Source organism: Treponema putidum, assembly GCF_024401155.1.
Lineage (GTDB): Bacteria > Spirochaetota > Spirochaetia > Treponematales > Treponemataceae > Treponema_B > Treponema_B putidum.
Genome location: NZ_CP038804.1, coordinates 1,609,106 through 1,633,634 on the forward strand (window position 1 = coordinate 1,609,106; position 24,529 = coordinate 1,633,634).

Genomic DNA, 24,529 nt, shown 5'->3' on the forward strand with positions numbered 1-24,529 from the left:
GTTCTATGTCTGATTTTTTTGTCGGCGAAATACTTGTTTTAATTTTGTTGATTTTACCTTTGATTCGTCCGTTTTCAAAAGCTCTTAAAACAGCCAACGCAATTCCGCTTTTACCCTTTGTCTCTTTAATAGTTTTAATATTTACAATTATAGGACAGGGCTTAATCTTCTCACTAATTCCCACAGCACTAATAGTCATAATCTGTATTATAACAGAATTTGCAAGATTTGTAATGTTTTTAAGGCAAGTTCCTAATAATTTTTACACAATTCCTTCGATTTTGTTAAGAATTTTTGTGCTGCTCCTTCTAGGGGCCTCATTTTTTTCAGCTTTTTATTTTTCGCCTGAAAGGGAGTATCCCATTGTAAGTTCCGTTATCGAGGCAAAAAAAATTTCTTTTATTGCCGATGACAATGAAGTGGCAGCCGGATTTTATTACAAACCCGAACCTTGCCGTAACGAAAAAGAAGCAATTATCATAGTTCCGCCCTTCCCCATTTCGGAAAGCATAGGAACCTTTGACCGCTATCTTTTAGATGAAGGCTATAAAATTGCAAGTCTATCCCTGCCTAAAAAGACCGGATATAAATACCGGATCAAACATTCGGAGCTTTTTTTTACGGTATTAAATTCCATTTTAAAAAATAAAGATATGTCTGACGGAAATTCTCAAGATAAGGAATTATTACAAACTTTGTCTAAACTTACCGGCTTTTTTGAAAAAACCGAAATATTTTTGATTGCAGAAGGCCCGTATGTTCAAACTCTTTGTGACTATTACAATAAAAATCCTAACGCTTTTTCGGGTGCCTTTTTTGTCATTTCAGAAGAGATGCCTCTACCTACGGGATTAAAGGAAGGTACATACACCGTATTAAATGAAAAGGATTTAAAGTTTTCGGAAAACATAGCTCTTTTCCCGATATGTTTTTTTATTCAGTCAAAAGAGAATTTAGCCGGTTTCGGCGATATAAGAGGAAACGACATTCTCGCAAGTCTTTTGCTGGGCGCAGAACGTGATTTGGGAAGACAAGACAGAATAAAAACCGTTAAGACTTTTGAAAAGTGGCTTAATCTGAGGTCAAGTCTTACGATAAAGTAAATAAATATAATGCCGATAATTATGTTTGAGGTTAGTTTTTATGGATGATTTTGTTGTCTGGGATGCCAGCTATGATTTAGGAATAGAACAAGTAGATAAACAGCACAGAAGATTGGTAGAGCTTATAAACGAGTTGTATCATGCCTGCCTAGGCGAAAAAGGGGCATTAGAAGAAAAATTTAAACAGGTGATGAAGGAACTTGTAGAATATGTAATGATTCATTTTAAAGATGAAGAAAAAATAATGGAAGAAATAAATTATCCGAACATTAAAGAACATAAACAAAATCACGAAGATTTTGTAAAAGAGATTTTGCAATCAGTCAATGATTACCGCAACGGAAAACCATTTGTTCCAAATACTTTTGTACGTTTTTTGCGGGATTGGCTTTTTAATCATATCTTAATTACGGATAAAGAAATGGCAAGGTTCTATTTTGCACATAAAAAATAAACCGCCTAAGCAAACGGACTTCGGCGGTTATTTAAGAAAACCCTCTAAAGAATCATGTTTTTAGAGGATCCTCTTTAATTTATTTTTTACCCTGTAATAAGATTGCAAAGGGATTGTATTTAGTACCGTCATCATCTTTGCGGGAGCGGGGTTCACCGACCTTTCTTTCACCCCTATGAGCAGGATTTCTTTCTCCCCTTGCAGCCGGACTTCTTTCACCTCTTTCGGCAAGCTCTTTTCCCTCCTGTAAAGCCGGTTTACCGGCAGAGGTTTTAACGGTAAGAGTTTTTCCATCTTTTGTTTTTACGACAAGTTTTTTTACCTCAGCCTTTTGCTTTGCAGTAAGGCGGGCTGCTCCATGGGCTTTGCCGCCGGCACTTCCATCTCCTGTTTTTCGGCTTAAAGAAATTCGGCGGCGGTCTTCGTCAAGTGAAATAATTTTACACTCTACAATATCGCCGACCTTTACAGCCTCAAGCGGATCCGAAATAAAAGAATCGCTCATTTCAGAGATATGCAAAAGGGCTGTTTCTTTAATTCCCAAATCGACAAAAGCACCGAAGTCCACTACGTTTTTGATTTTTCCCTTTACGGTCATTCCGACTTTTAAGTCTTCAAATTGAAGAACACCTTGCTGCATGATGGGTTTAGGACAATCTTCACGCGGATCACGATTAGGCTTTTTTAGTTCTTCGATAATATCGTTTATAGTCTGATCTCCTATATTGTACTTTGTTTTTATTTCGTTCCGGAGCTCGCCTGAAACTTCTTCATTTTTATGAATTACATCATAGATGATTTTTCCGGTCTCGTAGTTTTCGGGGTGAACCCAAGAATTATCCAAAGGATTAGAGCTTTCAGGAATTTTTAAAAAGCCCGCACACTGCTCAAAGGACTTAGGTCCCATTCCGCTCACATTTTTTAATTGTTCTCTATCCGTAAAAATCCCCTCGGCTTCACGGCGGGCAACAATTTTTTTTGCAAGAGAAGAACTTACACCCGAAACATATTTTAACAAAGAAGCACTTGCAGTGTTTAAGTTTACTCCTACATTATTTACTACGGAACCTACAACTGCATCAAGCTCTTCGCTTAATTTTTTTTGGTTTAAGTCGTGCTGGTATAAGCCGACACCTATGGACTTGGGATCAATCTTTACAAGCTCTGCAAGAGGATCCTGTAATCTTCTTCCGATAGAAATTGCCCCTCTTATCGTTAAGTCCAAATCGGGAAATTCTTCGCGGGCGACATCACCTGCAGAATAAACGGAAGCGCCGTCTTCATCGACTACAGTGAATAAAACATCGGGACAAGATTCTTTGATAACAGCAGAAACTATTTCCTGCACCTCGTGAGAACCCGTGCCGTTACCGACAGCTATGAGCTGAACATTGTATTTTTTAACGGCTTCCAATAGCAAGTACTTAGCCTCATCTGCCTTATGTTGGTAAAGCACAAAGGAGCCTAGATATTTTCCCGTCTCATCGAGAGCCGCACATTTAGTACCAGTCCTTATGCCGGGATCAACACCTAAAACCCTTGTTCCCTTGATGGGCTGAGTCATCAAAAGATGCTTTAAGTTTTCGCTGAAAATATTTATGCCGTGTTCGTCAGCCGTGTCTGCGAGGTCGCTTCGGATTTCACGTAAAACGGCGGGAGCAAGTAAACGCACAAGACCGTCGGCTATGGCTTCTTTATGGTAATCATTATTTATGGTGTACTTATTTTGTAAAAGAGAAATTGCATCTTCTATGCTGACATCTATCTTTACTTCCAAAACGCCTTCCCGTTCTCCTCGGTTAATCGCAAGAACTCGGTGCGGTTTTATTTCGTTTAAGTTTTCAGTATAGTCCCAGTACATTTGATACACGGAAGTTTTAGCAGCATCCTCATCGCCGAGTCCCTTAACTTGAAATTTTCCCGTCTTTATAAAATAATCGTGTACGGCTTTACGGTTTTCGGTATCCTGAGAAATTTCTTCCGCAATTATATCGGCAGCGCCTTGAAGAGCATCTTCGGCTGTGGGCACGTTAAGCTCTTCAGTTTCGGCATCGGTTACAATAAATTCTTTAGCCCTTTCTTCAAGGGGAGCGGCTTCAAGCTCTTTCATTAAATCAGCTAAGGCCTGTAAGCCTCTTTCAACGGCAAGCATACCGCGGGTCTTCTTTTTCTTTTTAAAGGGAAGCCAAATATCTTCAAGCTCGGTGAGGGTACCGGCCTTCATTATATTTTCATAAAGAGCATCGGTTAATTTTCCGGCAGCAAAAATACCCCGCACTATTTCGAGGCGGCGGGTTTCCAAATTTGTATAAGATTTAAACAGGCGGTCTGAATCCCTGACTTGAACTTCATCAAGAGAACCGTGCATTTCTTTTCGATAACGGGAAATAAATGGGATGGTGCACCCCTCATTGACCAAACTTATAACTGCAGAAACTTGAGTAAGTTTTATACCTAATTCTTCCGCAATCTTCTTCATAATATCGGCCTCGTTTACACTGAGGCCTTCGATAAATTCATTTGTAAATTCCATAATGCTGTGAGTATATACCATAAAAAAAAGAAAATCAAGGGCATAGAAATCAAGTGTTTATTTTAAACCTCTATTTTATCTCTCCGCTTGTTACCGAAAAAACATCGTTTTCTTTTTTTGTTTGTACTTTAACATCTCCTATCGGATTCCACTGAACTAAAAAGGTTATTGTAGGTTTAAGCTCATAATATTTTTTTCCTGAAGTTTCACGAAGAATAGGTTTTACCGAATAAGAAAATTTCATTATCCAATCTTTTAAATAGTGAGTCAAATCAAAGTTAAGAGACTTTAATTTAAAACCTGATTGTCTTCTCATTCTTTCATCCCAAAAATAAAAAGAGTAGACTAAATCTTTAAACATATTTTTTTCACCCGGGATAACAATAGGAAGATTAAGTGAATCTTGAAAGTATCTTGCAATAACATCATTACGGGAAGAGGCACTAAAACTTATATCTAAAAATTCATGTATTTTAAAAACGAGTTTAGGAGAAAATGAAAATGAAGAATCCGTTACCCTTATCAAATTAAAATTAAGCGACGAATTAAATAGAAACTGTAATTTAATTCTGTTTTTCCAAGCATAAATTTCAATGGGCTGTGATGAGTTGGAAAAATTTATATCCAAAGATCTCGGAATAAATTTTTTATAAGGCAGCGCTTTCCATCCCAAATTAGGAATTAATTCATAAGGATTGTCATAACTCATTGAATAAACTGCCGACATATATTTCCATGAAAAAGAAGCTGCATACTTCTCACTTCTTTTTTCTTCAATATTATAAACATAGGATTGACTTAACGAAATATTATAAGGAAAAGAAAAAGTTAAGTTGGTAGTAAAAGGATCCCAATACCATTTTTTTGCAGTATTTTCTTTTTCAAATAATTTTATAGTCATATTAAGTTTTCCATTCGGAAAGGCAAAACTTCCTGAAAAGGAATAAGACTGTAAAAGAGGGGCTAAATTCATAGATGTGGTAATCAATTGAGTATAATTTTTTAAATTGATTCCAAAACCCGCAGATGCAACATGAGTCTTAATATATTCCTTATCCCATTTTGCCGGAACAGTTTCCCATTCAGGCTTGTCAACAGTTCCGATAAATTTATTTTGAAGGAGGGTTTCGGAAATAGACCATTCAATAAAGGACGGTTTAAATAAATCATTGGAAATAAACGGGCTGAGTTTTAAGCTGTTTGAATTATTTAGGGTATACACATTTAATTTATAATTATTTAATTTATAATTATTTAATTGAACCTTATCAAGATCGCTCTTGTCCTTATGGAATATATGTTTTTGATTATTTCCGTTTAACTCAATTGAATTGGATAAATTCAGAAAACCTTGATTATACGAAAGCCGGCTGTCAATTTTAGCCTGCCCGCTTAATTTATAATAGGCTGAATAAAAATCAGACCAGCTAATATCAAAAGGCTTTTTCCAATCTTTATGATTAAAAATTATATCTTGAGATGCAAAGCCGTTTAGTTTATAGATTAAATCGTAGTTTATTAAATTCGAAAAACGATTTGTTTTTACACCGTCAATTTTATATGCAGGAAATAGATCGCCGGAAAAAGCCGGAGCTTCATCTTTATTCGTTGTTTTATCGTTTTTACCGTTGTCTGCTTCTTCAAAAGGGTTTTTAATACCTGTTACATTTTTTTGCGAATGACTGTCTTTTTTTTGAGACAACATAGATGTTGAAAAAAGAGTACCTCCAAGACCTACCCTTAATTCGGGCAAAATATTTTTGGGGTAATAAAATAATCTGTCGGGAGCATATAAAGCATCGCTTCCGCTAAGGCTTTCATTTTTTTTGGATTCAAAATTAACCTTCCCTGAAAAAGCTTCAAGGGACATATAACTTATCCAAGGTTTTAATACGGAAAAGCTAGGATTGATTGAACCGTCTACCTTCCATGAATAAAAATTTTCTAATGTAGTATCTTCGGCAGAGGCCAGCTTATCTTTGTTTAAAAGATATTTAAACCAATTCATATCTTCGCTCCTGCCCATAAAATCTTTTTTAAAAAAAGGGTCCGATATAAAAGGAAAAGAAATTGAAACATTAAACGGATCTTTTGTCATACTCATATTAAAGCTGAAACTGTATCTAAAAGGTACTATCTTACCGAAAAGGTTTGCCTTATTTATAGTTCTTTCTTTACCGGCATCTCCATATTGGGTAAACAAAAGGCCGGTTCTAGGATACAGGGTATAAGAAAAACCTAAAAGACCGTGAAAATCAATTTGTTTTACATATCCTTTTTTAGGAGTAAATTTTCCTTCAAGGCCTGCCAAATAACCGAGCCCCGAATAAGCATCCGCTATCAACTTTAAATAAGAGCCGCCCGTATCGGAAGCAGGCTCGTCCAATTTTTTAAAAAACAAACCCTCAAGTTTTTGCTTTTTTACCGTGTCGCTTTGCATAAAGTTGGAAAAAGAAGTCGCCTCATCGTTTTTCGGAGCAGGCTTACGTCCCAAGATATAAGTAGTAGTTTGAACAAAGGCTCCTTCCCTATTTTTAAAGCCGAAGACAGGATGAAAAATCATCTCATCTGAAGGATAATAAAAAAAAGGAAAGTACATAATGGGAACAACTCCGACCGACAAAAAACCGTTAAAAAAAGCCATTTCGTTTCCTGGTAAAATCCAAAGACGGCTCGCCCGAATAGACCACAAGGGATATTCTTCTTTGCTGGTGGTAAGCAGGGCATCCTTAAAAGCTATTGCACCGCTTTCATTCCTTCCTGCAAGACCCGTGTGAATTCTAAAAGGGTCTTGTTTTTTTTTTACCGGTGCCTGTTCGATAATCCCATCAACAAAAACTCCTTCAAGTTTTTTTATATTAAAGATTAAAGCATCTCCCTTAAAACTTTCCCCTTCATCGGAGCCGATTTTTCGGGTATAAACAACATTACCCATTGCAGTCAAGGTTTCACGTGTTTTATTATGAATTATTTTATCGGCTGAAATTGTCGAAACGGAAGTTTCATCTGAAACGGAAATTGAAACAAGGCCGGTAAAAATAATAAGCTCATCTTTTTTTTCTTTTTCGGATTTAGCCTCATCGTTTTCAGGTTTAGAATCTTTATCAACCGATTCCGTTATAGGAGCAGACGGAACCTTTACATACTCGGTAAGCTCTGCAGAGTTAATCGTAATTTTTATTGTTTTTTCCGTTTTCTCTTCCGGCTTTTTTTCGGGATTTTCCTCAGCTTGTAAAGCATATGCCGAAAAGAGAAATACAAAAAAGATTAAACCCTGCAAAGCTTTTTTCATTATTCCGTCTTACCTGACTCTTTCAAGCATTTCCTTTATATAATATCCCGTATAGGACTTTTTTATCTTTGCTACTTCTTCAGGCGTTCCCTCGGCTATGATTTGTCCTCCGTTGGTTCCGCCTTCGGGGCCGAGGTCGATAATCTTATCGGCCTGTAAGATAACGTCAAGGTTGTGTTCAATCATAATGACGGTGTTTCCCTGATCTATGAGGCGATGAATAACCTGCATGAGCTGCTTGACATCTGCAAAGTGTAAGCCCGTTGTAGGCTCATCCAAAATGTAGAGGGTCTTGCCTGTAGAACGTTTGGCAAGTTCGTTTGCAAGTTTTACCCGCTGGGCTTCTCCGCCCGAAAGAGTAAGAGCCGATTGGCCTAACTTTATATAACCCAAACCGACCGATAAGAGGGTTTGAAGTTTTCGGGCAATGTGAGGAATGGGAGCAAAAAATTCCGAAGCTTCCTCGATGGTCATATCCAAAACATCGGCAATGTTTTTTCCCTTATAGCGGACATCGAGGGTTTCCTTGTTAAACCTTTTCCCTCGGCAAACATCGCAGGCTATATAAACATCGGGCAAAAAGTTCATCTCGATTGTGAGGGTTCCGTCGCCCTGACAATGCTCGCACCTTCCGCCCCTTACATTAAACGAAAAGCGGCCGGGCTTATAACCTCTTGCCTTCGATTCGGGAAGGCTTGCAAACAAATCTCTTATCCCCGTAAAAACACCTACATAGGTTGCAGGGTTTGAGCGGGGTGTTCTCCCGATGGGGCTTTGATCGATATTGATAACCTTGTCTATGTGCTCAAGGCCGCTCAGTTTTTTATAGGCCCCTTCGGGAATAGAGGAGCGCATAATCTTATTTGAAACTGCCGGATACAGAACATCGGTTAAAAGGGTGGATTTTCCCGAACCTGAAACTCCGGTAATACAGGTAAAGGCTCCCAAAGGAATTTTTATCGAAACATCTTTTAGATTATGCTCGCTTACCCCTGAAAGCTCCAAAGCATTTCCGTTACCCTTCCGCCTTTCTTTAGGAATATCCATTTTAAGCGTGCCTGCAAGATATTGCCCCGTTAAACTGTTCTTTACCTTTGCAACTTCCTCAGGCGTACCTTGAGCCGTTATGTTTCCCCCGTGAACGCCTGCACCCGGACCGAGGTCTACAATGTAGTCGGCCGTGCGGAGGGTTTGCTCGTCATGTTCTACAACGATGAGGGTATTCCCCAAATTACGCAAGTACAAAAGAGTATCAATAAGACGCTGATTATCCCTTTGGTGAAGCCCTATCGAAGGCTCGTCCAAAATATATAGAACACCTATCAAACTTGAACCTATCTGGGTCGCAAGCCTTATGCGCTGGGCTTCTCCGCCTGAAAGGGTTGCGGCCTTCCTTTCTAAGGTTAAATAGTCAAGGCCGACGTTTTTCATAAACTCTAAACGGGCCTTAATTTCTTTTAAGATTTGAACGGCTATGTGTTCTTCCGTTTCAGTCAGCTTCAATTTTTCAAAGAAATCGATAGAATCCCCTACGGAAAGGCAGGTAAGGTCATGAATGTTTTTATTGCCCACGGTTACTGCCAACACTTCGGGCTTAAGCCTCATTCCTCCGCAGGTTTTGCAGGGCTTTATCGACATAAACTTTTCATAATATTCTCTGATAGAAGCCGAGTAAGATTCGTTATATTTACGGTTCATATCGGCCATTATGCCCGGCCAAGGGCGGTTATAAGAATATTTCCCCGATCCGCTTTTGGACGTATAAGAAAACTGAATCTTCGTATCGCCCGAACCTTCCCAAATGATGGTCTGTATTTTTTTGGGGAGCTTGTTCAATGGCGTATCAAGAGAAAAATCGAATTGGGCGGCGAGGGCTTCAAAGCGCACCCTGTTCCAATCGGATTCGGGATTATACGGAACGAAAACGCCCTCATTAAACGAAAGACTCTTATCGGGGGCTATCAGGTCTTGGTCAAAGTGCTGAGTCATTCCGAGTCCCGTACATTCGGGGCAGGCCCCTATCGGGTTATTAAAAGAAAAAAGGCGGGGCTGCAATTCGGGCATCGAAATACCGCAATCAGAACAGGCATTTTTTTGCGAAAAGAAAACCTCGGTTACGGGAGAATCCTTATCGTCCTGCCTTGTAGCAAGCAGGGTTCCGCCGGAACTTTCCAAGGCTGTTTCCACCGATTCCGAAAGGCGTTTCCGCACATCCTTCGACAGCTGAATTCTGTCTACGATTATTTCGATTGTGTGTTTTTTTTGTTTATCGAGCTTTACCCCGTCTTCGAGGTTTACAAGAAGGCCGTCTATACGGGCACGCACAAAACCGGCGGCGATAGCATCACTCACTATCTTTTGGTGTTCTCCCTTTTTTCCCTTTATAATGGGAGCGAGAATTTGAACGCGGGTTCCTTCCGGCCAGCTCATAATCGTGTCTATAATCTGGTCAACCGTCTGCTCATTAATTTCTTTTCCGCAAGAAGGACAGTGGGCATGTCCTATACGGGCAAAAAGGAGGCGGTAATAGTCATAGATTTCGGTAACCGTTCCGACAGTGGAGCGGGGATTGCGGTGAGTGGTTTTTTGTTCGATAGAAATAGCAGGCGAAAGCCCCTCGATGTAGTCTACATCGGGCTTATCCATTCTGCCTAAAAACTGCCTCGCATAGGCCGAAAGAGATTCGACATAACGGCGCTGTCCTTCGGCAAAGATGGTGTCAAAGGCGAGGGAACTTTTTCCCGATCCTGAAAGGCCTGATATAACGATGAGCTTATCTCTGGGAAGCTCCACATCAATGTTCTTTAAATTATGTTCACGGGCACCCTTTACGATGAGCTTATTTATATGCCCGTCCTGATTTCGGTTTTTCATAAGAGAAGCATTATACACAAAAAATGAGGTTTTGGGAAGATGACGATTGGGCATTGACCCTTCACTTGACCCTCGTCAAAAAAAAGGATAGTATTTATCTATGAAAAAATTTGAAGAAAGATTGGAAAGACTTGAAAAGATAAGCGATGACATACGTTCCTCCGATATTCCTTTAGAAAAAGCCCTCTCCCTCTTTGAAGAAGGGATAAAACTTGCCAAAGGACTTGAAAAGGATATTGAAAAAATGGAAGGAAAAATTCAAATATTAGTAAATCAGCCCGTACTGCCTGAAGAAGAGCCGGAACTCGATTTGTTCGCAAGAACGGGAGAGGATTAAATTTAAGGAAATCGGCATGAGAGAATATAAACCCGTAAAACTCTTATCAAAAGAAACCGCAAGCAAAATAGCTGCCGGAGAAGTTATCGAACGGCCGGCTTCCGTCGTGCGGGAGCTATTGGATAACTCGATAGATGCGGGAGCTTCTCAAATAATAGTAGAAATCGAAGAAGGCGGAATAAATAGAATCAGAGTAAGCGATGACGGATGCGGTATGACAAAGGAAGACCTGGAGCTTTGTACCCATACTCATTCGACAAGTAAGATAGACCAAGCCGAAGACCTGCTTCACTTGCAAAGTTTAGGCTTTAGAGGTGAAGCCCTTTCATCGGTACAGGCTGTCAGCTCTCTTGAGATTACCTCTACCCGTGAAGGCCCCGCTGCTTGGAAACTTTCCTTGGGGAAGGTTTTTCCTGCCCGTTTAAATAAGGGCACAACGGTCGAAGTTAAAAATCTTTTTGAAAACTTCCCTGCCCGTAAGAAATTTTTAAAACGCCCCCAACATGAGGCTTCTCAATGCCGTCAAACTTTTATCGAAAAAGCCCTCCCCCACTACAAAATTGAAATGCGTTATATAGCAGACGGAATAAATAAGCTCATTCTTCCGGCTCACTCTTCCTTAAAAGAACGATGCCTTGCAGCCATGAGCTTTAAGGAACCGGAAGAACTTTTTTACGAGATAAACCAAGAAGGGGACGGCTTTTCTTTTACAGCCGTTTTAGGAAGCCCCGCAGTTGTCCGCTCAGATAAACGTAATATCTACATCTTTGTAAACGGAAGGCGGATAAACGAGTACGGCCTTGTTCAAGCTATTTGCTACGGATCGGAAGGCTATTTTCCCAACGGGGGTTTCCCGGCAGCCTTTGTTTTTTTAAATGTAGAACCCGAAAGAGTCGACTTCAATATTCACCCTGCAAAAAAAGAAGCAAAATTCGAGGACTATAAAGAAATCCATCACAGCCTAAGTTCAACTATAAGCAGCTTTTATAAACAAAAAACCGTTTCCGAGCTTTTGAAGGAAAGCTATCAGCCGGAATGTACGCCCGATTTGGGTTTTGAAAAAGAAGAATTCGAGGCTGCCGATTTAAACCGAATTTACGAAAAAAATTACCGGCAAATCAATACGGAACAATATAGTCCCGGCAATGCAAAACCCTATTGGCCGGCATCCCCGATAAAGCAAATCGGAGCGTCGGCGGCCGGTAATTATCAGCCGGCGGCCGTTCATGGAGTACAGGCTGTCCCCCATGATGTGCAGGCAGCCCCTCTTGACCTTCCTAAAGCCGACTTTAAATTTTTAGGCCAATTTTGCGGCACCTTTATCGCCGTCGAAAAAAACAACGCCCTATATATAATCGACCAGCACGCCGCCCACGAACGCATTCTTTTTGAAGACTTAAAAAAAAGCCTAGGCCCCTCTCAGGAACTTTTAATTCCATACCGTATCGAAACGGAATCCGAAAAAGATGATGAAATTATAAGACTAAACCTTCAAGAACTTCAAAAAGCCGGCTTTAAGATGAGCGAAGAAAAAAAAGGGCTTTGGATTATAAGAGCTGTTCCAATAAGGTGGCACGGCACAGAGAAGGACTTAAAAGAAGACCTTGCAGGTGCGGGAAAGGATCCTTCGGGACTCATGCACCACATTCTTGCAAGCTCGGCCTGCCGTGCAGCCTGTAAGGATGGAGACATAATTGACCCCGTTTCCGCATACAATATTGCAGCCAAAACTTTCGCCCTCCCCGAACCGCTCTGCCCCCACGGCCGCCCACTCTATTTTATAATCGACCGCACCGAACTTTTTAAGCGGATAAAACGAACCTAATCTTGATACACTTAATAAGCCCTCTTGACAAAGATTTAGAATATCATGTATAAGGTAATTCATTTCCACATTTAAAAAAATCTTTTTAGGCCGGTCTTTATATATCAATGATTTGTGAGATTTATTAAAATATACAAGTAAATTTGAGAAAGATCGGTAAACGTAGATAATCCTTTAAAACTGAAGTTTTAGAGGGCTAATAAACAAATTTTATTTTAAGGAGTTATCAAAATGGCAAAAAAAAGCGTATTTTCAAAACGATTTTCAATGAAAAAGAAGCTGGTTATAATCTTCGGTTTGTTAATTATGGCAGCAGGATTTGTAGAGGGCATTTTTGCTATACACACAGCTCGTAAGGCGGTAACGGAAAAGGTCGAAACACATCTGATTGACAAGGCAAAAGACACGGCAGAAATTGTCGATGGGCGTATTTCAACATTCCTTCAACTTCTTGAGGGCATCGCAAAAGAGCCGATTTTAAAAGACCCGACAGTATCCTATCATGAAAAGGTAGATTATTTGCAAAGTGAGACTGATTCTAATGAAAAAATCGAACAGCTTAACTTATACGGACTTTCCGGTGTGCGTACGGACGGCGATGGAACAGTCGTAGATGTGCATGACAGAGATTGGTTTAAGGCAGCATCTGCAGGTAATAAATTTATTTCAGAGCCCATCCTTTCCCGGTCTTTAAATAAAGTCGTCATTATATTTGCACTCCCATTGTATGATAATAACAAAAACAAGCTCGGTGTATTAAACTGCGTTGTCGATGCAAAGCACCTTTCAAATATTATTTCCGATATTGTCGTCGGTAAAACGGGCTTCTGCTATATTTTGGGACTTACAGGAACTACCATTGCAACAAAAGACTTTGAAATTGTTGAAAGAATGGAAAATGTCGAGCATGAGGCAAAGAGCAATCCCAAATTTACCTCTCTTGCTGCTTTTACAAAAGTGGCTGTAAAAAACAATAAGCCGTCAGTAGAGTTTTATGAATACAACGGCATACGTAAGATATCCTCATATGCAAAGATGAAAACAACCGGCTGGACAGTTATAATTAATGCACCCGTAAATGAATTTATGGGAACGGTAAACACCTTACGCACTTCACTGATTGGCATCGGTATAATAATTTTTCTGGCTGCTCAGTTAATTGCCTTTTTTATAGCCCGCACCATAGTAAGCCCGATTAGAATAGCAGTTTCGGCCTTACAAAATATTTCGCAAGGTGAAGGAGACTTGACCGCTTGTCTTCCTATACGAGGTAACGATGAGATTACGGACTTATCCGAATATTTTAATAAAACTATTTCAAAGATAGGCTCGTCTATCAAAACCGTCGGAGCAAGCAGTGAAGAAATGACAAACATAGGCAGCGAGCTTGCCTCGAACATGACCGAAACCGCCAGTGCCGTGCATCAGATAAGTGCGAACATAGAAAGTGTAAAACAACAGGCCTTGACTCAGGCCGCAAGCGTTACCAAAACGGCATCAACAATCGGAGAGATTATACGCACTATAAATCAGCTTAACGGAAGTATCGAAAATCAGGCGGCGAGTGTTGCACAATCTTCTTCAGCGATCGAGCAGATGGTCGGGAACATAACTTCCATCACACAGACTCTCAGCAAAACCGATGATGTCATAAAAACCCTTGCAGATGCTACTGCCGACGGTAAAGAAACAATAGTTAATTCAAACTCAGTTACACAAAAGATAGCTGAAGAATCCGGCAGTCTTTTGGAAGCCTCAAGCGTTATTCAGCACATTGCAAGTCAGACAAACCTCTTGGCGATGAATGCTGCAATAGAAGCAGCCCACGCAGGCGAAGCAGGTAAAGGATTTGCCGTTGTGGCAGATGAAATCCGAAAACTTGCAGAAGAGTCCAGTATTCAGGGAAAAAACATTACCTCCACCCTCAAAATTCTTTCAGGCGAGATTGAAACTCTTTCAACCTCTTCAAAAACAGTAGAGGAGAAGTTCAACACTATTTTTGCTCTTTCGGAACAAGTAAAAACAATGAGCCAAAATCTAACTAACGCTATGCGTGAACAGGAGAACGGCAGCAAGGAAGTGTTGTCGGCAATACGTGATATAAACATGGTAACCAATCAGGTAAACGACGGTTCCGCCGAGATGCTGAGAGGCGGAGAAAATGTAGCCCAAGAAATGCAAAAACTTGATGAGCTTACCCGCATAATTACCGACAGTATGAACGAAATGGCTTCCGGTGCCGTACAAATCAGCAATGCCGTACAGGAAGTAAATGATATCAGTCAAAAGAATAAGGCCAGCATTCAAAACCTTGCAGAAGAAGTTGGAAAATTTAAAGTGTAGGCATTTTACAAGATTTGAGTAAACCTCTAGGCAAGCCTCTAAAAACTTCGGTTTTTTAGAGGTTTACCTTAGATTAAATTTGCGATTTATAATGCTTTTTGACCATTTCAAAGAGCTGCTTTTTGTTAAAGGGCTTTTTTATTATATCGTTTAATCCCATAGATTCGCATAGGCTTCTTTCATTGTCTTGTGAGCCTGCCGTACATGCAATAATAGGTTTTAAATACCTTTTATTACGCAAAATTTGTGTAGCTTCATATCCGTTGATGCCCGGCATCTGGATGTCCATAAAGATAATATCAAAGTCTTCGCTTGATGCCATATCTATAGCATGTTCACCGTCATTTGCCGTATCTACTGTACAGTTGGCTTTTTCCAAAATAAGCTTTAATAATTTTTGATTTACGGGATGGTCGTCGACAACTAAAACCTTACAGCCGGAAAAGTCATCTTCATCCGAAGTATGTGAGGTTTCAGGCCTTTGACTTTTCTCCCCTGCTTCAAGGGGCTCAAGCTCCGAAATGTCGTCTTTTCCTAAAGTTATTGCTGATTTACGATAGAGTTCGTTTAGCAGATGAAAAATAATTCTTATCTTTACAGGTTTGTAAAGATATCCGTCAAACCATTCCAAAAGTTTCATCTTTGCGTCCTGTCCGAGGCTGCCTTCGGGAATCATCAAAAAGAGTTTTGAGTCCGCAAGAGTATCATCATTGTGAATTTCCGCTCCCAGCCGCCATCCGTCCATTTTCGGCATAACCATATCTATGAATACCACATTGAAAGGGGTTTTATGTTCGGCTGCCGTTTTCATAATTTCGATTGCCTGCTCACCGGAGCTTACCAAGTTTATATCTTCAAAACCGAATTTAAAAAGCATCCTCTTTAAAATCGAGCGGGTTTGCGAATTATCATCGACTATTAAAAATCTGGTATTCTTGTCAAGTAATATATTTTCATGGGGAGCTTTTTTCTTTGAAGGTATCAAGGGAATCTTAAACCAAAAGACCGAACCGGCGGGAATATTATCTTTTATTCCTATTTTGCCCTTCATCATAGTTATAATATTTTTAGAAATTGCCAAGCCTAATCCCGTACCTCCGTACTTTCTATTGATAGAGGCATTTCCTTGATAAAAAGAATTGAATATTTTCGATTTTTGTTCTGCATCTACTCCTATTCCCGTATCTGCAACTTCAAAAAGAATGGAGAGCCGTTTTTCCTTATCGGTATTGTTTGGGTTGCTTTCAAGAACAACCTTTACCGAAACCGAAACATAACCTTTTTCAGTAAATTTAACTGCATTTTTTACGAAGTTTAAAAGAACCTGCTGCAGCCTTGACGGATCGCCGTATATAAAATCGGGTATCTTATCGCTTATGCCTACTACGATTTCCAGCCCTTTTTTGTGGGCTTCCATCGAAATTAAATCTACGGTTTGTTCAACAGAGTCGGTCAGATTAAAAACCGTTTTTTCCATTGTCATATTTCCGCTTTCAAGTTTTGAAAAATCCAAAATATCGTTTACGAGTGCAAGCAAAACTTCGGCACTAAAATTGACTTGGCGGGTATATTCACTTTGTTCCTCATCTAGGTTTGTATCTTTTATAAGCTCCATCATGCCTATTATAGTCTGGATAGGGGTTCTTATTTCATGGCTTACATTGGCTAAAAAAAGGCTCCTCATACTGTTTGCTTTTTCGGCATCCTGTTTTGCAATTATCAAAAATTGTTCTTTTAGTTTTTGTTTGGTAATGTCATCGATAGTTACAAAAAAAGTGCCGTCATCTTGTTGATTAAAGCTGAACTTTAAAGTAGTTTTATCGGAAAGGCTTGAAGGACTATCGAATTTGGCCTCAAAATCTGCTGTTTTGGAATTGTTTTTTATAAATACTGAAAGCCGGATATAGTCCTCTTCAGATAAAACTTTTTTTAAATAATCGTATATTTGTACCTTTGTATTTTTAATCAAGTAGTCGGGTAAAAGTCTTTCGGCTTCAGGGCTCCAAAACAAAGGAATATACTCAGACGAAAAAATTATATAGGCTATGTTTGATGAGGTTAAATATTTTCCCAACCGAAAATTTGAAATACTTTTATTAAAGAGAGGCACCTAAGACTTCCTCCATCTTGCGTAAAACCGTTTCTTTTTTTATAGGTTTTAGTATGTATCTTTTAGCCCCTTTTTCCAGGGCCTTAATAACCGTATCTCTCTGAGTTACGGAAGACAGAATAACAAAAGGCACTGTTATGCCTTTCTTTTTTGCTTCAATTAAAACATCGATGCCGCTCATTCCGGGCATAATCATATCCAAAAAAATAACATCATAAGCGTCATTTTGTATTTTATTTAAAAAATCTTCTCCGTTTTCAAATAGAGCTACTTCGGCATTTAAGCCCGAAAAAATAGCCGTCATCATTTTACGGACTACTAAATCATCGTCTACTACAGCTATAGAAAGACTTTCGGCCGTGTCTAGTTTAAAACGGGTTTCAAGATTGCCTATGTTTTCATTGCGCTCATTATCGGCATTAAGCATTGTTTGAGCTACAGCTCTCTTATCCTCGCTTGTCTGTAAAAGAGCCGAAAGGGCTTGAGCGAGACTTCCTACAACTTCAATCATATTATAGTCGGGATTTTGCGAAAAGAAGTCTTTTACAAATTGATTTAAGGTAAGAAGTTTTACATTTTTAGGAGAAACTACCTTTACAGCTAGGATATTATCTATCAAATATTCCAAGTTAGCGGTATCGGCATAGGTTAAATTTAAATCTGTCAATATAATTAAAATTTTAGCTTCGGTAAGTTTATAGGACTCGATGAGTTCTATAATTCTAAATTGAAGGAGCTCAAGTTTATCTCTGTTTAAACCTTGTGCCAATTCTATAAATATAACATCTTCATTTACCCGTGTTTCCAAAATACAAGGTGTGGGGTCTATAGGAAATGTTGTTCCTAAAATAATGCCTATTGAGGTTAAAAGTTCATCAACTCTTACAGGCTTTGAAATTACCTTTTTTACTCCGTATGAGGCCAATAAAGCTATGTCAACTTTGGCTATTTTCCTTCCTAATACTATTGACGGTATTCCTGCAAGGGTTGGAGCTTTTTGTTTTTCTGCAAAAAAATTAAACAAGACATCTCTGCTGAAACTATAGTCTATTATTATAAGCATTACAGGCTGCTGCTTCATAATATTCATGGCTTCTATGACTGTTTCAACATATATTACAAAAATACCTACTTCTTGTAATTTTTTTGTAATATAATAGCGTAAAGTAGGGGCTATCCCTATCAATAAAACTTGTTTCATGCTATCATTATACCATATTAGAACAATATTATCTAGTTGTAAATTTGGAGGAATAAATGAAAAAAGCTTTTTTATTTTTAGCAAACGGATTTGAAGATGTTGAAGCCCTTACACCTATAGATTATTTAAGAAGAGCCGGAATAAATTTGATTACGGTTGGTGTTGAAGGCAAAATCGTAATTTCATCTCATAAGGTTCCTATAACCTGCGATATTGTGTTGGAAGAAGCCTTGCAGATGGATGGCGATTTGATTGCCGTAATCCTTCCAGGCGGCCTTCCTAACAGCAGTACTCTTGCCGGAACGGAAGCCGTTAAAGATTTTGCAAAAAAGACTCTTGCAAGCGGAGGAATCGTCGCTGCAATCTGTGCGGCTCCTGCCCTTGCTCTAGGTTCTTGGGGTTTGTTGGAAGGAAAGAACTATACCTGCTATCCCGGTATGGGGCAGGATTTGAGTACAAAACCAAAGGCCGGCGAAAGGGTTATAAGAGACGGAAATATAATAACGGCCTGTGCAGCAGGAGCTGCAGAAGAATTTGCCTTTGCAATTGTAGAAGCTATTTGCGGAAAAACCGCATTAAATAAACTTAAAGCCGAGGTGGTAGCGCGATAATGGAAAAACTTTCAGATTGGTTTGAAAACGAAACGTTTTGGGCTGAATATGCTCCGATTATGTTTGACACGCAAAGGTGGGCTGAAGCTCCTGCCGTTGCGGAATCCGTTTTAAGGATAATCGGCGTTCCTGTAGATAATGCCGGAATTTCAATCTTGGATGCAGGCTGCGGCCCCGGAAGGATTGCCATTGAGCTTGCAATACGCAAGGCCCGTGTTACAGGCATCGATTTAATCCGCCCCTTCTTAAATGCAGCTATGGATTCTGCTCAAGATGAAAATGTAGAAATAGAGCTGATTCAGGGAGACTTGCGCAAATTCGTCCGGCCTGAAGCCTTTGATGCGGCTATAAGTATGTATACGAGTTTCGGGTATTGCAGCACAATCGAAGAAGATATGCAAATCCTAAAAAACATAGCCCAATCCATAAAACCGAACGGCTGGTTCATTCTCGAAATGACGGGACGTGAAATTGCCGTGCGGGATTTTACCGAAGGTGAATGGTTTGAACGGGGTGGTTTTACCGTCTTAACCGAATATTCCGTCGAAGGAGCTTGGGAAGGTTTGCGCTCCCGCTGGATTCTTTATGATGAGCAGGGCAGAAAGGCAGACCACACCTATGTCCAGCGCCTTTATTCTGCCGTCGAGTTAAAAAGACTGATGCTTGCAGCAGGCTTTTCTTCGGTAGAAATATACGGAGACTTCGATTTTTCGCCCTATAATGAAAAGGCAAGAACGATGGTGCTCATAGCGAGAAAGTAGCTTAATTTCTTTTTCATAGAAATAGTTTTTTAATTTAAATCTCTTTATCCCTGTGTCAGTTTATGACAGTTTATAGTGCTATTGTCAAGAAACAAATAAAAGGGTAAAATATAAGAATGAATAATAGCAGTAAAACAATACCGATTCTTTTAAAAGAATTAAAAGACTTTGAGTCAAAACTTGCGGAAGCTTATAAACAGCTTGGAAATAAACTTCTTAAAGATGCAGCCGATCCTGTAAAGCAAAACAATACCGTTTCACAGGATAATCTGGTTCAATGGCAAAGACTGCACGATGAAAGAAAGTTTTGTACCGAAAGCATCCTGGACATAAAAAATAACAATACCCGTCTTTCCGAATTGGACGGTTTTAAAAAACAAATAAAGGATAGGCTTTCAGATACAAAAAAAGAGATTGAAAAAATAAAAGGGGATTTTTTACTCAAACTCTACAAGGACTTTTTACCCCAATGTGCTGCCCTTTTTACGCCTCTATCTGACGAAATACACACGGAAGAAGCAAAAATACACGAAACTCAAGAAAAAATAGAAGCCCTAAATGCTGAAAAAAAAGAAGCTAACTTTTTTGTCAAACTCGGCCTTTCGGGAAAAATTACATCCCATGAATTAAAGGTAAAAAATTCCGAAAAAAAGATCAAAAACATCTTAACAAAATCGGCTATAGACCTTAAAACTTCTCAAGAAGTAAAAGCTCTTTATGATGAAGATAAACTTTCACCCGAGCTTAAAAAAACTTACAAGGAAATTTTAAAATTGGGTATGGATTTGACGGACTCGGAAGACCGCCTTAAAATGATAGAAGAAGAAGCCGGTTTTGTTACCAAAAAACTAGCCGATTCCGGAGCCGACAAAAATTCAAAAAAACGTATCGACAATTTTTCAAACAGAATAAAAGAAATAGATGAACACATAGATTCAATCCTTTACTCCGCCGGAATAAAATATGCAGATAAGTTTTATTCAGCTGAAGGAGAATCGGCTCTGGGAGGAGAAGTATCGGATGAGGCTCTTGGAAAATATGCGGATTACCTGAAAAAAACCGGAGATTACCGAAAAGAAATAACAAAAATAAAATACAATATAGAATTCTGTGAAGTTATGCAAAAAATAAAGGCCGAAGAAAATAGAATTCAAAACTTAAACCGTACAATAAACAATTCCGAAAATGCAATTAAGGAAGCCGAAAAGAAAATAAGGGAATCCGAAGCTGCAATTAAAACAGCCGAAAACAAAATAACAGATTTGCAAGACTATGCTCTGACCTTAAAAAATAAATTTTCGGATCAAACAACCGATTCAGGCTCGGAGGAAGAATAATGGCTGCAAAAAAGGCTGTTTATGATGAGTCCAAAATAAAGACTTTGAGCTCCCTTGAACACATCCGTTTAAGGACGGGCATGTACATAGGCCGCTTAGGCGACGGTTCAAATCCCGATGACGGAATTTACATCCTAGTAAAAGAGGTAATCGACAACTCTATAGACGAATTTATAATGGGGAACGGTTCCCGCATAGATATTCAACAAGAAGGAAACAAGATAACGGTCAGAGACTTCGGGCGGGGAATCCCTTTAGGAAAATTGGTAGAATGTGTTTCGGTTATAAACACGGGTGCAAAATATAACGATGATGTCTTTCAGTTTTCGGTCGGTCTAAACGGGGTCGGAACAAAGGCTGTCAATGCCCTTTCCGAATATTTTAGGGTTGTAGCCGTGCGGGACGGTAAATATGCCGAAGCAATCTTTGAAAGAGGAAAGCTCGTAAGCGAAAAAAACGGAAACACAAAGCCCGGTATCAAAAACGGCACCCTAGTGGAATTCATTCCCGATACAAAAATTTTTGGGGATTATAAATTCAATTTGGATTTTATCGAAAAACGGATTTGGAACTATGCTTATTTAAACTCCGGCCTTACCTTGAGTTTTAACGGAAAACTTTTTAAATCCGAAAACGGCCTTTTGGACTTGCTTGAATCCAATGTAGGAACTTCCACAATTTATGAAGTCTGCCGGTTCAAAGAAAAACAGCTTGAGTTTGCTTTTTCGCACACAAACAATTACGGCGAAACCTATTATTCATTTGTAAACGGGCAATACACCTCAGACGGCGGTACCCACCTTTCGGCCTTTAAAGAAGGCTTGTTAAAGGGCATCAACGAATATTTTAGAAAAAACTATAAAAGCGAAGACGTCCGTGAAGGAACCTGTGCTGCCGTTTCTGTAAAGATCCAAGCTCCTGTATTCGAGAGCCAGACAAAGAACAAGCTCGGCAATACCGAAGTACGCTCTTGGATAGTCAACGATACAAAGTCGGCAGTTGTAGAATGGCTGCAAAAAAATGCGGACTCTGCGGCACAACTTGAAAGCAAGATAATTGCCAATGAAAAACTCCGCACCGAGCTCAACACGGTAAAAAAAGAAGCAAAGGCAGCAGCAAAAAAAATTGCCATAAAGATTCCGAAATTAAAGGACTGCAAATTCCATTTAGGAGACGGAAAATTCGGTGAAGACACCATGATCTTTATCACCGAAGGAGACTCGGCTACGGGAGCAATGGTTTCAAGCAGGGATGTTTTAACGCAGGCAATTTTTTCTCTTCGCGGAAAGCCTGAAAACATGTACGGTAAAAAACGGGCTCAGATATACAAAAATGCAGAGCTTTATAATATGATGATGGCACTAGGCATCGAAAACGATATTGAAGGCCTGCGGTACTCAAAGATTGTAATAGCAACGGATGCGGATAATGACGGCTTTCATATACGTAACCTGCTTTTAACCTTCTTTTTAAGCTATTTTGAAGAACTGGTTACCTCAGGCAGGGTTCATATCTTGGAAACTCCCCTATTCAGAGTACGCACCAAAAAAGAGACAAGCTATTGTTATTCCGAAAAGGAAAGAGATGAGGCCGTAAGCCGACTTGGAACTTCTTCCGAAATTACCCGCTTTAAGGGTTTGGGAGAAATAAGCCCCAAAGAATTCGGGCAATTTATTGGGCAGGATATAAAACTCCTCCCTGTAACGGTTCAAACCCTAAAAAAGGTGCCTTCAATTTTGGAATTTTATATGGGCAAGAATACCCCCGAACGCCGCAAATTTATTATGAAAAATCTTCTGGCCGAGATAGATGCTTAATCACCTCTCCGGCTATTAAAAGACCGGCGATTGAGGGCACCCATGCAGCCGAGGCCGGAGGGTTTTGTTTTACTGTACATTCGGTTTTGGAATAAAGCACTTTCAAATGCTTAACATTTCTTTTTTTTAACTCGGCACGCATTACCTTACAAAGAGGACAGACGCTCGTTTTGTAAATATCTGCAAATTCAAAGTCGGCATCTAAGCGGTTTCCGCAGCCCATCGCCGAAATAAGAGGTACCTTATTTTTTTCGGCCTCAGCTGCAAGAAAAAGTTTTAGGGCTATTGTATCGACAGCATCAATTATAAAATCTATCCTTTTAAAAAAATCTTCACCTAAGATTTTATAAAAACTATCCGGCAGGACAAAGGAATTTATAGCTTCAATTTGACATTCCGGACTTATATCGGCAATACGTTCCTTTGCAACTTCGGTCTTAAATTTTCCGATGGTAGAATAAAGGGCATAAAGCTGACGGTTGATATTGCTTTCTTCTATCCTGTCTCCGTCAATCAAAATAAGCCGCCCTGCCCGTCTTCGGGCCGCCTCGTTCCGGGAAGTCCCGTTTCGGGCGGCACGGCTTTGGACCGTCCCATTCCGGACCGCCCCGTTTTGGGCAACCCCGCTTCGGGCAAGAGCCTCGGCAGTATAACTTCCTACGCCTCCCAGACCGAAAACCGCAATCCGTGCATCTGCAATCTTTTTTAAATTGTCAGAACCTAAAAGAGGCTCAAACCTCGATAAAAAACTCATAGCCTTAAAAATTATAAGCCTATCGAATTTTAAATAGAATTCCTAAGATAACAATCGTAATAAGAATTTGGACAATCACAAAGCGGATTAAAACCTGAGTCGGCGACCATTGCAAGTTTTTTTTCATGTGGTCATGAAGAGGAAATCTGATGTTTTTAAAAATACGGATTTTAAAAAAGCGTAACATAACTACTTTTAAAATACCTGTTCCTCCGTTTATGAGGATAACACCGCTCGTCATCAAAAGTATAAAGGGATTCCGCGAAATAATTACGAGAACGCCGATAAAAAAGCCCAAAGCACGCGAACCTGCGTCTCCCATAAGTACCTTACTCGGATAGGCATTATGCCAAAGATAACCTGTAAGAACTCCGCAAAGGGTAAAAATCATAACTGCCCATTTTGCACCCGTATTAATATTGGGAACCAAAAGATAGGCCGCAACTTTTACATGTCCCAAAACAAAGTAAAAAACTATGCCGAGGGAAACAAGGGCTAAGAGGATAAGGGTTCCCGAAAGGCCGTCAACTCCATCCGTACAGTTTGTTGTATTAATCGAAATCCATAAAATAATTATAGAAACGGCAAAGAACACAATAGGATGAACTTCAATAAGGCTCGATGTAAAGGGAAGCCAAAAAGAAACCTTTCCTTCAAAATAGATATAAAAAATAACAAGAGCTGTTACGGCCGATAAAATAAAATCCAAGCCGCCCTTTAAATATTCACCCCAAGATTTTTCGGATCTGTCATCTAAAAAGCCAGTCAGCATAACGGCAAATGTTATAACCAAAACAAGGCTTTGCGTAAGGGTCGGTGTAATCAATAAAAAGACACATAGCACAAAGATGGAAATAAATACCGCTCCGCCTCCCGTAGGTTTTCCCACGGCAGCTTCGGGGTTTACAGTAAATTCCCGCCCCCTGTCTTTAGGCAATTTAGAATAAAATTTAGGCAAGAGTAAAACAGTGATTAAAAAGCCCAAAAATAGGCCTAAAGAAATTAAAACGGCATAGGATTGTAAAAGTCTCATCGGCCCGAAATATGGACCAAGCAGTTCTGCAATATGGTATAACATTTTTTTATTATAGCAAATTTTTATGTAGTCTGTCTATTGTATTATTTATGTAAACCTCGAAAATCCTCAGTTTTTCGAAGTTTACCTCAAACTTACTTA

At 39.5% G+C, this 24,529-nt stretch carries 16 protein-coding genes; 9 read left to right on the plus strand and 7 right to left on the minus strand.

Annotation, left to right across the window (positions count from 1 at the left end; translation table 11 throughout):
- The first annotated feature begins 5 nt into the window (after window positions 1–5).
- Entirely contained in the window at window positions 6–1,103 is a 1,098-nt protein-coding gene (locus tag E4N74_RS07560) for a hypothetical protein (protein WP_044977372.1), read from the plus strand.
- 40 nt (window positions 1,104–1,143) lie between these two features.
- Window positions 1,144–1,557, plus strand: coding sequence for a bacteriohemerythrin (locus tag E4N74_RS07565; RefSeq protein WP_255804832.1), 414 nt, complete (start codon window positions 1,144–1,146; stop codon window positions 1,555–1,557).
- A 79-nt stretch (window positions 1,558–1,636) separates the two neighbouring features.
- On the opposite strand, the gene E4N74_RS07570 is transcribed toward E4N74_RS07565, so the two are convergent.
- The 3 genes from E4N74_RS07570 to uvrA are packed head-to-tail and all read right to left on the minus strand — an operon-like array spanning window position 1,637 to window position 10,256.
- On the minus strand, window positions 1,637–4,111 hold the full coding sequence (locus E4N74_RS07570; protein WP_255817150.1) for a helix-hairpin-helix domain-containing protein: 2,475 nt from the start codon (window positions 4,109–4,111) through the stop codon (window positions 1,637–1,639).
- A gap of 49 nt (window positions 4,112–4,160) precedes the next feature.
- Entirely contained in the window at window positions 4,161–7,382 is a 3,222-nt protein-coding gene (locus E4N74_RS07575) for an LPS-assembly protein LptD (protein ID WP_255817151.1), read from the minus strand.
- A 9-nt stretch (window positions 7,383–7,391) separates the two neighbouring features.
- Entirely contained in the window at window positions 7,392–10,256 is a 2,865-nt protein-coding gene (uvrA, locus tag E4N74_RS07580) for an excinuclease ABC subunit UvrA (RefSeq protein WP_255817152.1), read from the minus strand.
- A gap of 100 nt (window positions 10,257–10,356) precedes the next feature.
- Here uvrA and xseB point away from each other — a divergent pair, with 100 nt between their 5' ends.
- The 3 genes from xseB to E4N74_RS07595 all read left to right on the plus strand — a co-directional run bounded on the left by xseB (window position 10,357) and on the right by E4N74_RS07595 (window position 14,761).
- On the plus strand, window positions 10,357–10,593 hold the full coding sequence (xseB, locus tag E4N74_RS07585; RefSeq protein WP_255817153.1) for an exodeoxyribonuclease VII small subunit: 237 nt from the start codon (window positions 10,357–10,359) through the stop codon (window positions 10,591–10,593).
- 16 nt (window positions 10,594–10,609) lie between these two features.
- Window positions 10,610–12,418 carry a DNA mismatch repair endonuclease MutL gene (gene mutL / locus E4N74_RS07590; RefSeq protein WP_255817154.1) on the plus strand — a complete coding sequence of 603 codons (1,809 nt, stop codon included), beginning with the start codon at window positions 10,610–10,612 and terminating at the stop codon, window positions 12,416–12,418.
- Window positions 12,419–12,649: 231 nt separating this feature from the next.
- Window positions 12,650–14,761: a methyl-accepting chemotaxis protein gene (locus E4N74_RS07595; RefSeq protein ID WP_044977379.1), complete on the plus strand. Its 2,112-nt coding sequence runs from the start codon at window positions 12,650–12,652 to the stop codon at window positions 14,759–14,761.
- Between the two features lie 73 nt (window positions 14,762–14,834).
- Here the strand turns inward: E4N74_RS07595 and E4N74_RS07600 are convergent, their stop codons facing one another.
- Together E4N74_RS07600 and E4N74_RS07605 are read right to left on the minus strand one after the other, a co-directional pair.
- A complete protein-coding gene (locus E4N74_RS07600; protein WP_255817155.1) occupies window positions 14,835–16,871 on the minus strand; it encodes a response regulator in 2,037 nt (678 codons plus the stop codon).
- The gene (locus E4N74_RS07605) at window positions 16,858–18,072 is read right to left on the minus strand and encodes a response regulator (protein ID WP_255817156.1); all 1,215 of its coding nucleotides are present in this window, start codon (window positions 18,070–18,072) and stop codon (window positions 16,858–16,860) included. Before E4N74_RS07605 ends, E4N74_RS07600 begins: the two co-directional genes overlap by 14 nt.
- Window positions 18,073–18,128: 56 nt before the next feature.
- On the opposite strand from E4N74_RS07605, the gene E4N74_RS07610 reads away from it, so the two are divergent.
- From E4N74_RS07610 to E4N74_RS07625, 4 genes are all read left to right on the plus strand, one after another.
- Window positions 18,129–18,683: a DJ-1 family glyoxalase III gene (locus E4N74_RS07610; protein WP_044977384.1), complete on the plus strand. Its 555-nt coding sequence runs from the start codon at window positions 18,129–18,131 to the stop codon at window positions 18,681–18,683.
- Window positions 18,683–19,444, plus strand: a complete 762-nt coding sequence (locus tag E4N74_RS07615) for a class I SAM-dependent methyltransferase (protein WP_044977386.1) — start codon at window positions 18,683–18,685, stop codon at window positions 19,442–19,444. The genes E4N74_RS07610 and E4N74_RS07615 overlap by 1 nt, the downstream gene beginning before the upstream one ends.
- 116 nt (window positions 19,445–19,560) lie before the next feature.
- Window positions 19,561–20,781: a hypothetical protein gene (locus tag E4N74_RS07620; protein WP_255817157.1), complete on the plus strand. Its 1,221-nt coding sequence runs from the start codon at window positions 19,561–19,563 to the stop codon at window positions 20,779–20,781.
- A complete protein-coding gene (locus E4N74_RS07625; RefSeq protein ID WP_255817158.1) occupies window positions 20,781–22,598 on the plus strand; it encodes a DNA topoisomerase IV subunit B in 1,818 nt (605 codons plus the stop codon). The genes E4N74_RS07620 and E4N74_RS07625 overlap by 1 nt, the downstream gene beginning before the upstream one ends.
- Here E4N74_RS07625 and E4N74_RS07630 read toward each other — a convergent pair.
- Together E4N74_RS07630 and E4N74_RS07635 are read right to left on the minus strand one after the other, a co-directional pair.
- Window positions 22,564–23,352, minus strand: a complete 789-nt coding sequence (locus E4N74_RS07630; RefSeq protein ID WP_255817159.1) for a tRNA threonylcarbamoyladenosine dehydratase — start codon at window positions 23,350–23,352, stop codon at window positions 22,564–22,566. The genes E4N74_RS07625 and E4N74_RS07630 overlap by 35 nt on opposite strands.
- A 19-nt stretch (window positions 23,353–23,371) precedes the next feature.
- Window positions 23,372–24,430 carry a phospho-N-acetylmuramoyl-pentapeptide-transferase gene (locus E4N74_RS07635; RefSeq protein ID WP_044977392.1) on the minus strand — a complete coding sequence of 353 codons (1,059 nt, stop codon included), beginning with the start codon at window positions 24,428–24,430 and terminating at the stop codon, window positions 23,372–23,374.
- Between the last annotated feature and the right edge of the window lie 99 nt (window positions 24,431–24,529).

What these genes read in the sequence shown, in the direction of transcription:
- uvrA (WP_255817152.1), bottom strand. Translation starts at nt 10,256, where the DNA reads ATGAAAAACCGAAATCAGGACGGGCATATAAATAAGCTCATCGTAAAG.
- E4N74_RS07595 (WP_044977379.1), top strand. Translation starts at nt 12,650, where the DNA reads ATGGCAAAAAAAAGCGTATTTTCAAAACGATTTTCAATGAAAAAGAAG.
- E4N74_RS07565 (WP_255804832.1), top strand. Translation starts at nt 1,144, where the DNA reads ATGGATGATTTTGTTGTCTGGGATGCCAGCTATGATTTAGGAATAGAA.
- E4N74_RS07610 (WP_044977384.1), top strand. Translation starts at nt 18,129, where the DNA reads ATGAAAAAAGCTTTTTTATTTTTAGCAAACGGATTTGAAGATGTTGAA.
- E4N74_RS07620 (WP_255817157.1), top strand. Translation starts at nt 19,561, where the DNA reads ATGAATAATAGCAGTAAAACAATACCGATTCTTTTAAAAGAATTAAAA.
- E4N74_RS07625 (WP_255817158.1), top strand. Translation starts at nt 20,781, where the DNA reads ATGGCTGCAAAAAAGGCTGTTTATGATGAGTCCAAAATAAAGACTTTG.
- E4N74_RS07605 (WP_255817156.1), bottom strand. Translation starts at nt 18,072, where the DNA reads ATGAAACAAGTTTTATTGATAGGGATAGCCCCTACTTTACGCTATTAT.
- E4N74_RS07570 (WP_255817150.1), bottom strand. Translation starts at nt 4,111, where the DNA reads ATGGTATATACTCACAGCATTATGGAATTTACAAATGAATTTATCGAA.
- E4N74_RS07615 (WP_044977386.1), top strand. Translation starts at nt 18,683, where the DNA reads ATGGAAAAACTTTCAGATTGGTTTGAAAACGAAACGTTTTGGGCTGAA.
- E4N74_RS07630 (WP_255817159.1), bottom strand. Translation starts at nt 23,352, where the DNA reads ATGAGTTTTTTATCGAGGTTTGAGCCTCTTTTAGGTTCTGACAATTTA.
- E4N74_RS07575 (WP_255817151.1), bottom strand. Translation starts at nt 7,382, where the DNA reads ATGAAAAAAGCTTTGCAGGGTTTAATCTTTTTTGTATTTCTCTTTTCG.
- xseB (WP_255817153.1), top strand. Translation starts at nt 10,357, where the DNA reads ATGAAAAAATTTGAAGAAAGATTGGAAAGACTTGAAAAGATAAGCGAT.
- E4N74_RS07635 (WP_044977392.1), bottom strand. Translation starts at nt 24,430, where the DNA reads ATGTTATACCATATTGCAGAACTGCTTGGTCCATATTTCGGGCCGATG.
- mutL (WP_255817154.1), top strand. Translation starts at nt 10,610, where the DNA reads ATGAGAGAATATAAACCCGTAAAACTCTTATCAAAAGAAACCGCAAGC.
- E4N74_RS07560 (WP_044977372.1), top strand. Translation starts at nt 6, where the DNA reads ATGTCTGATTTTTTTGTCGGCGAAATACTTGTTTTAATTTTGTTGATT.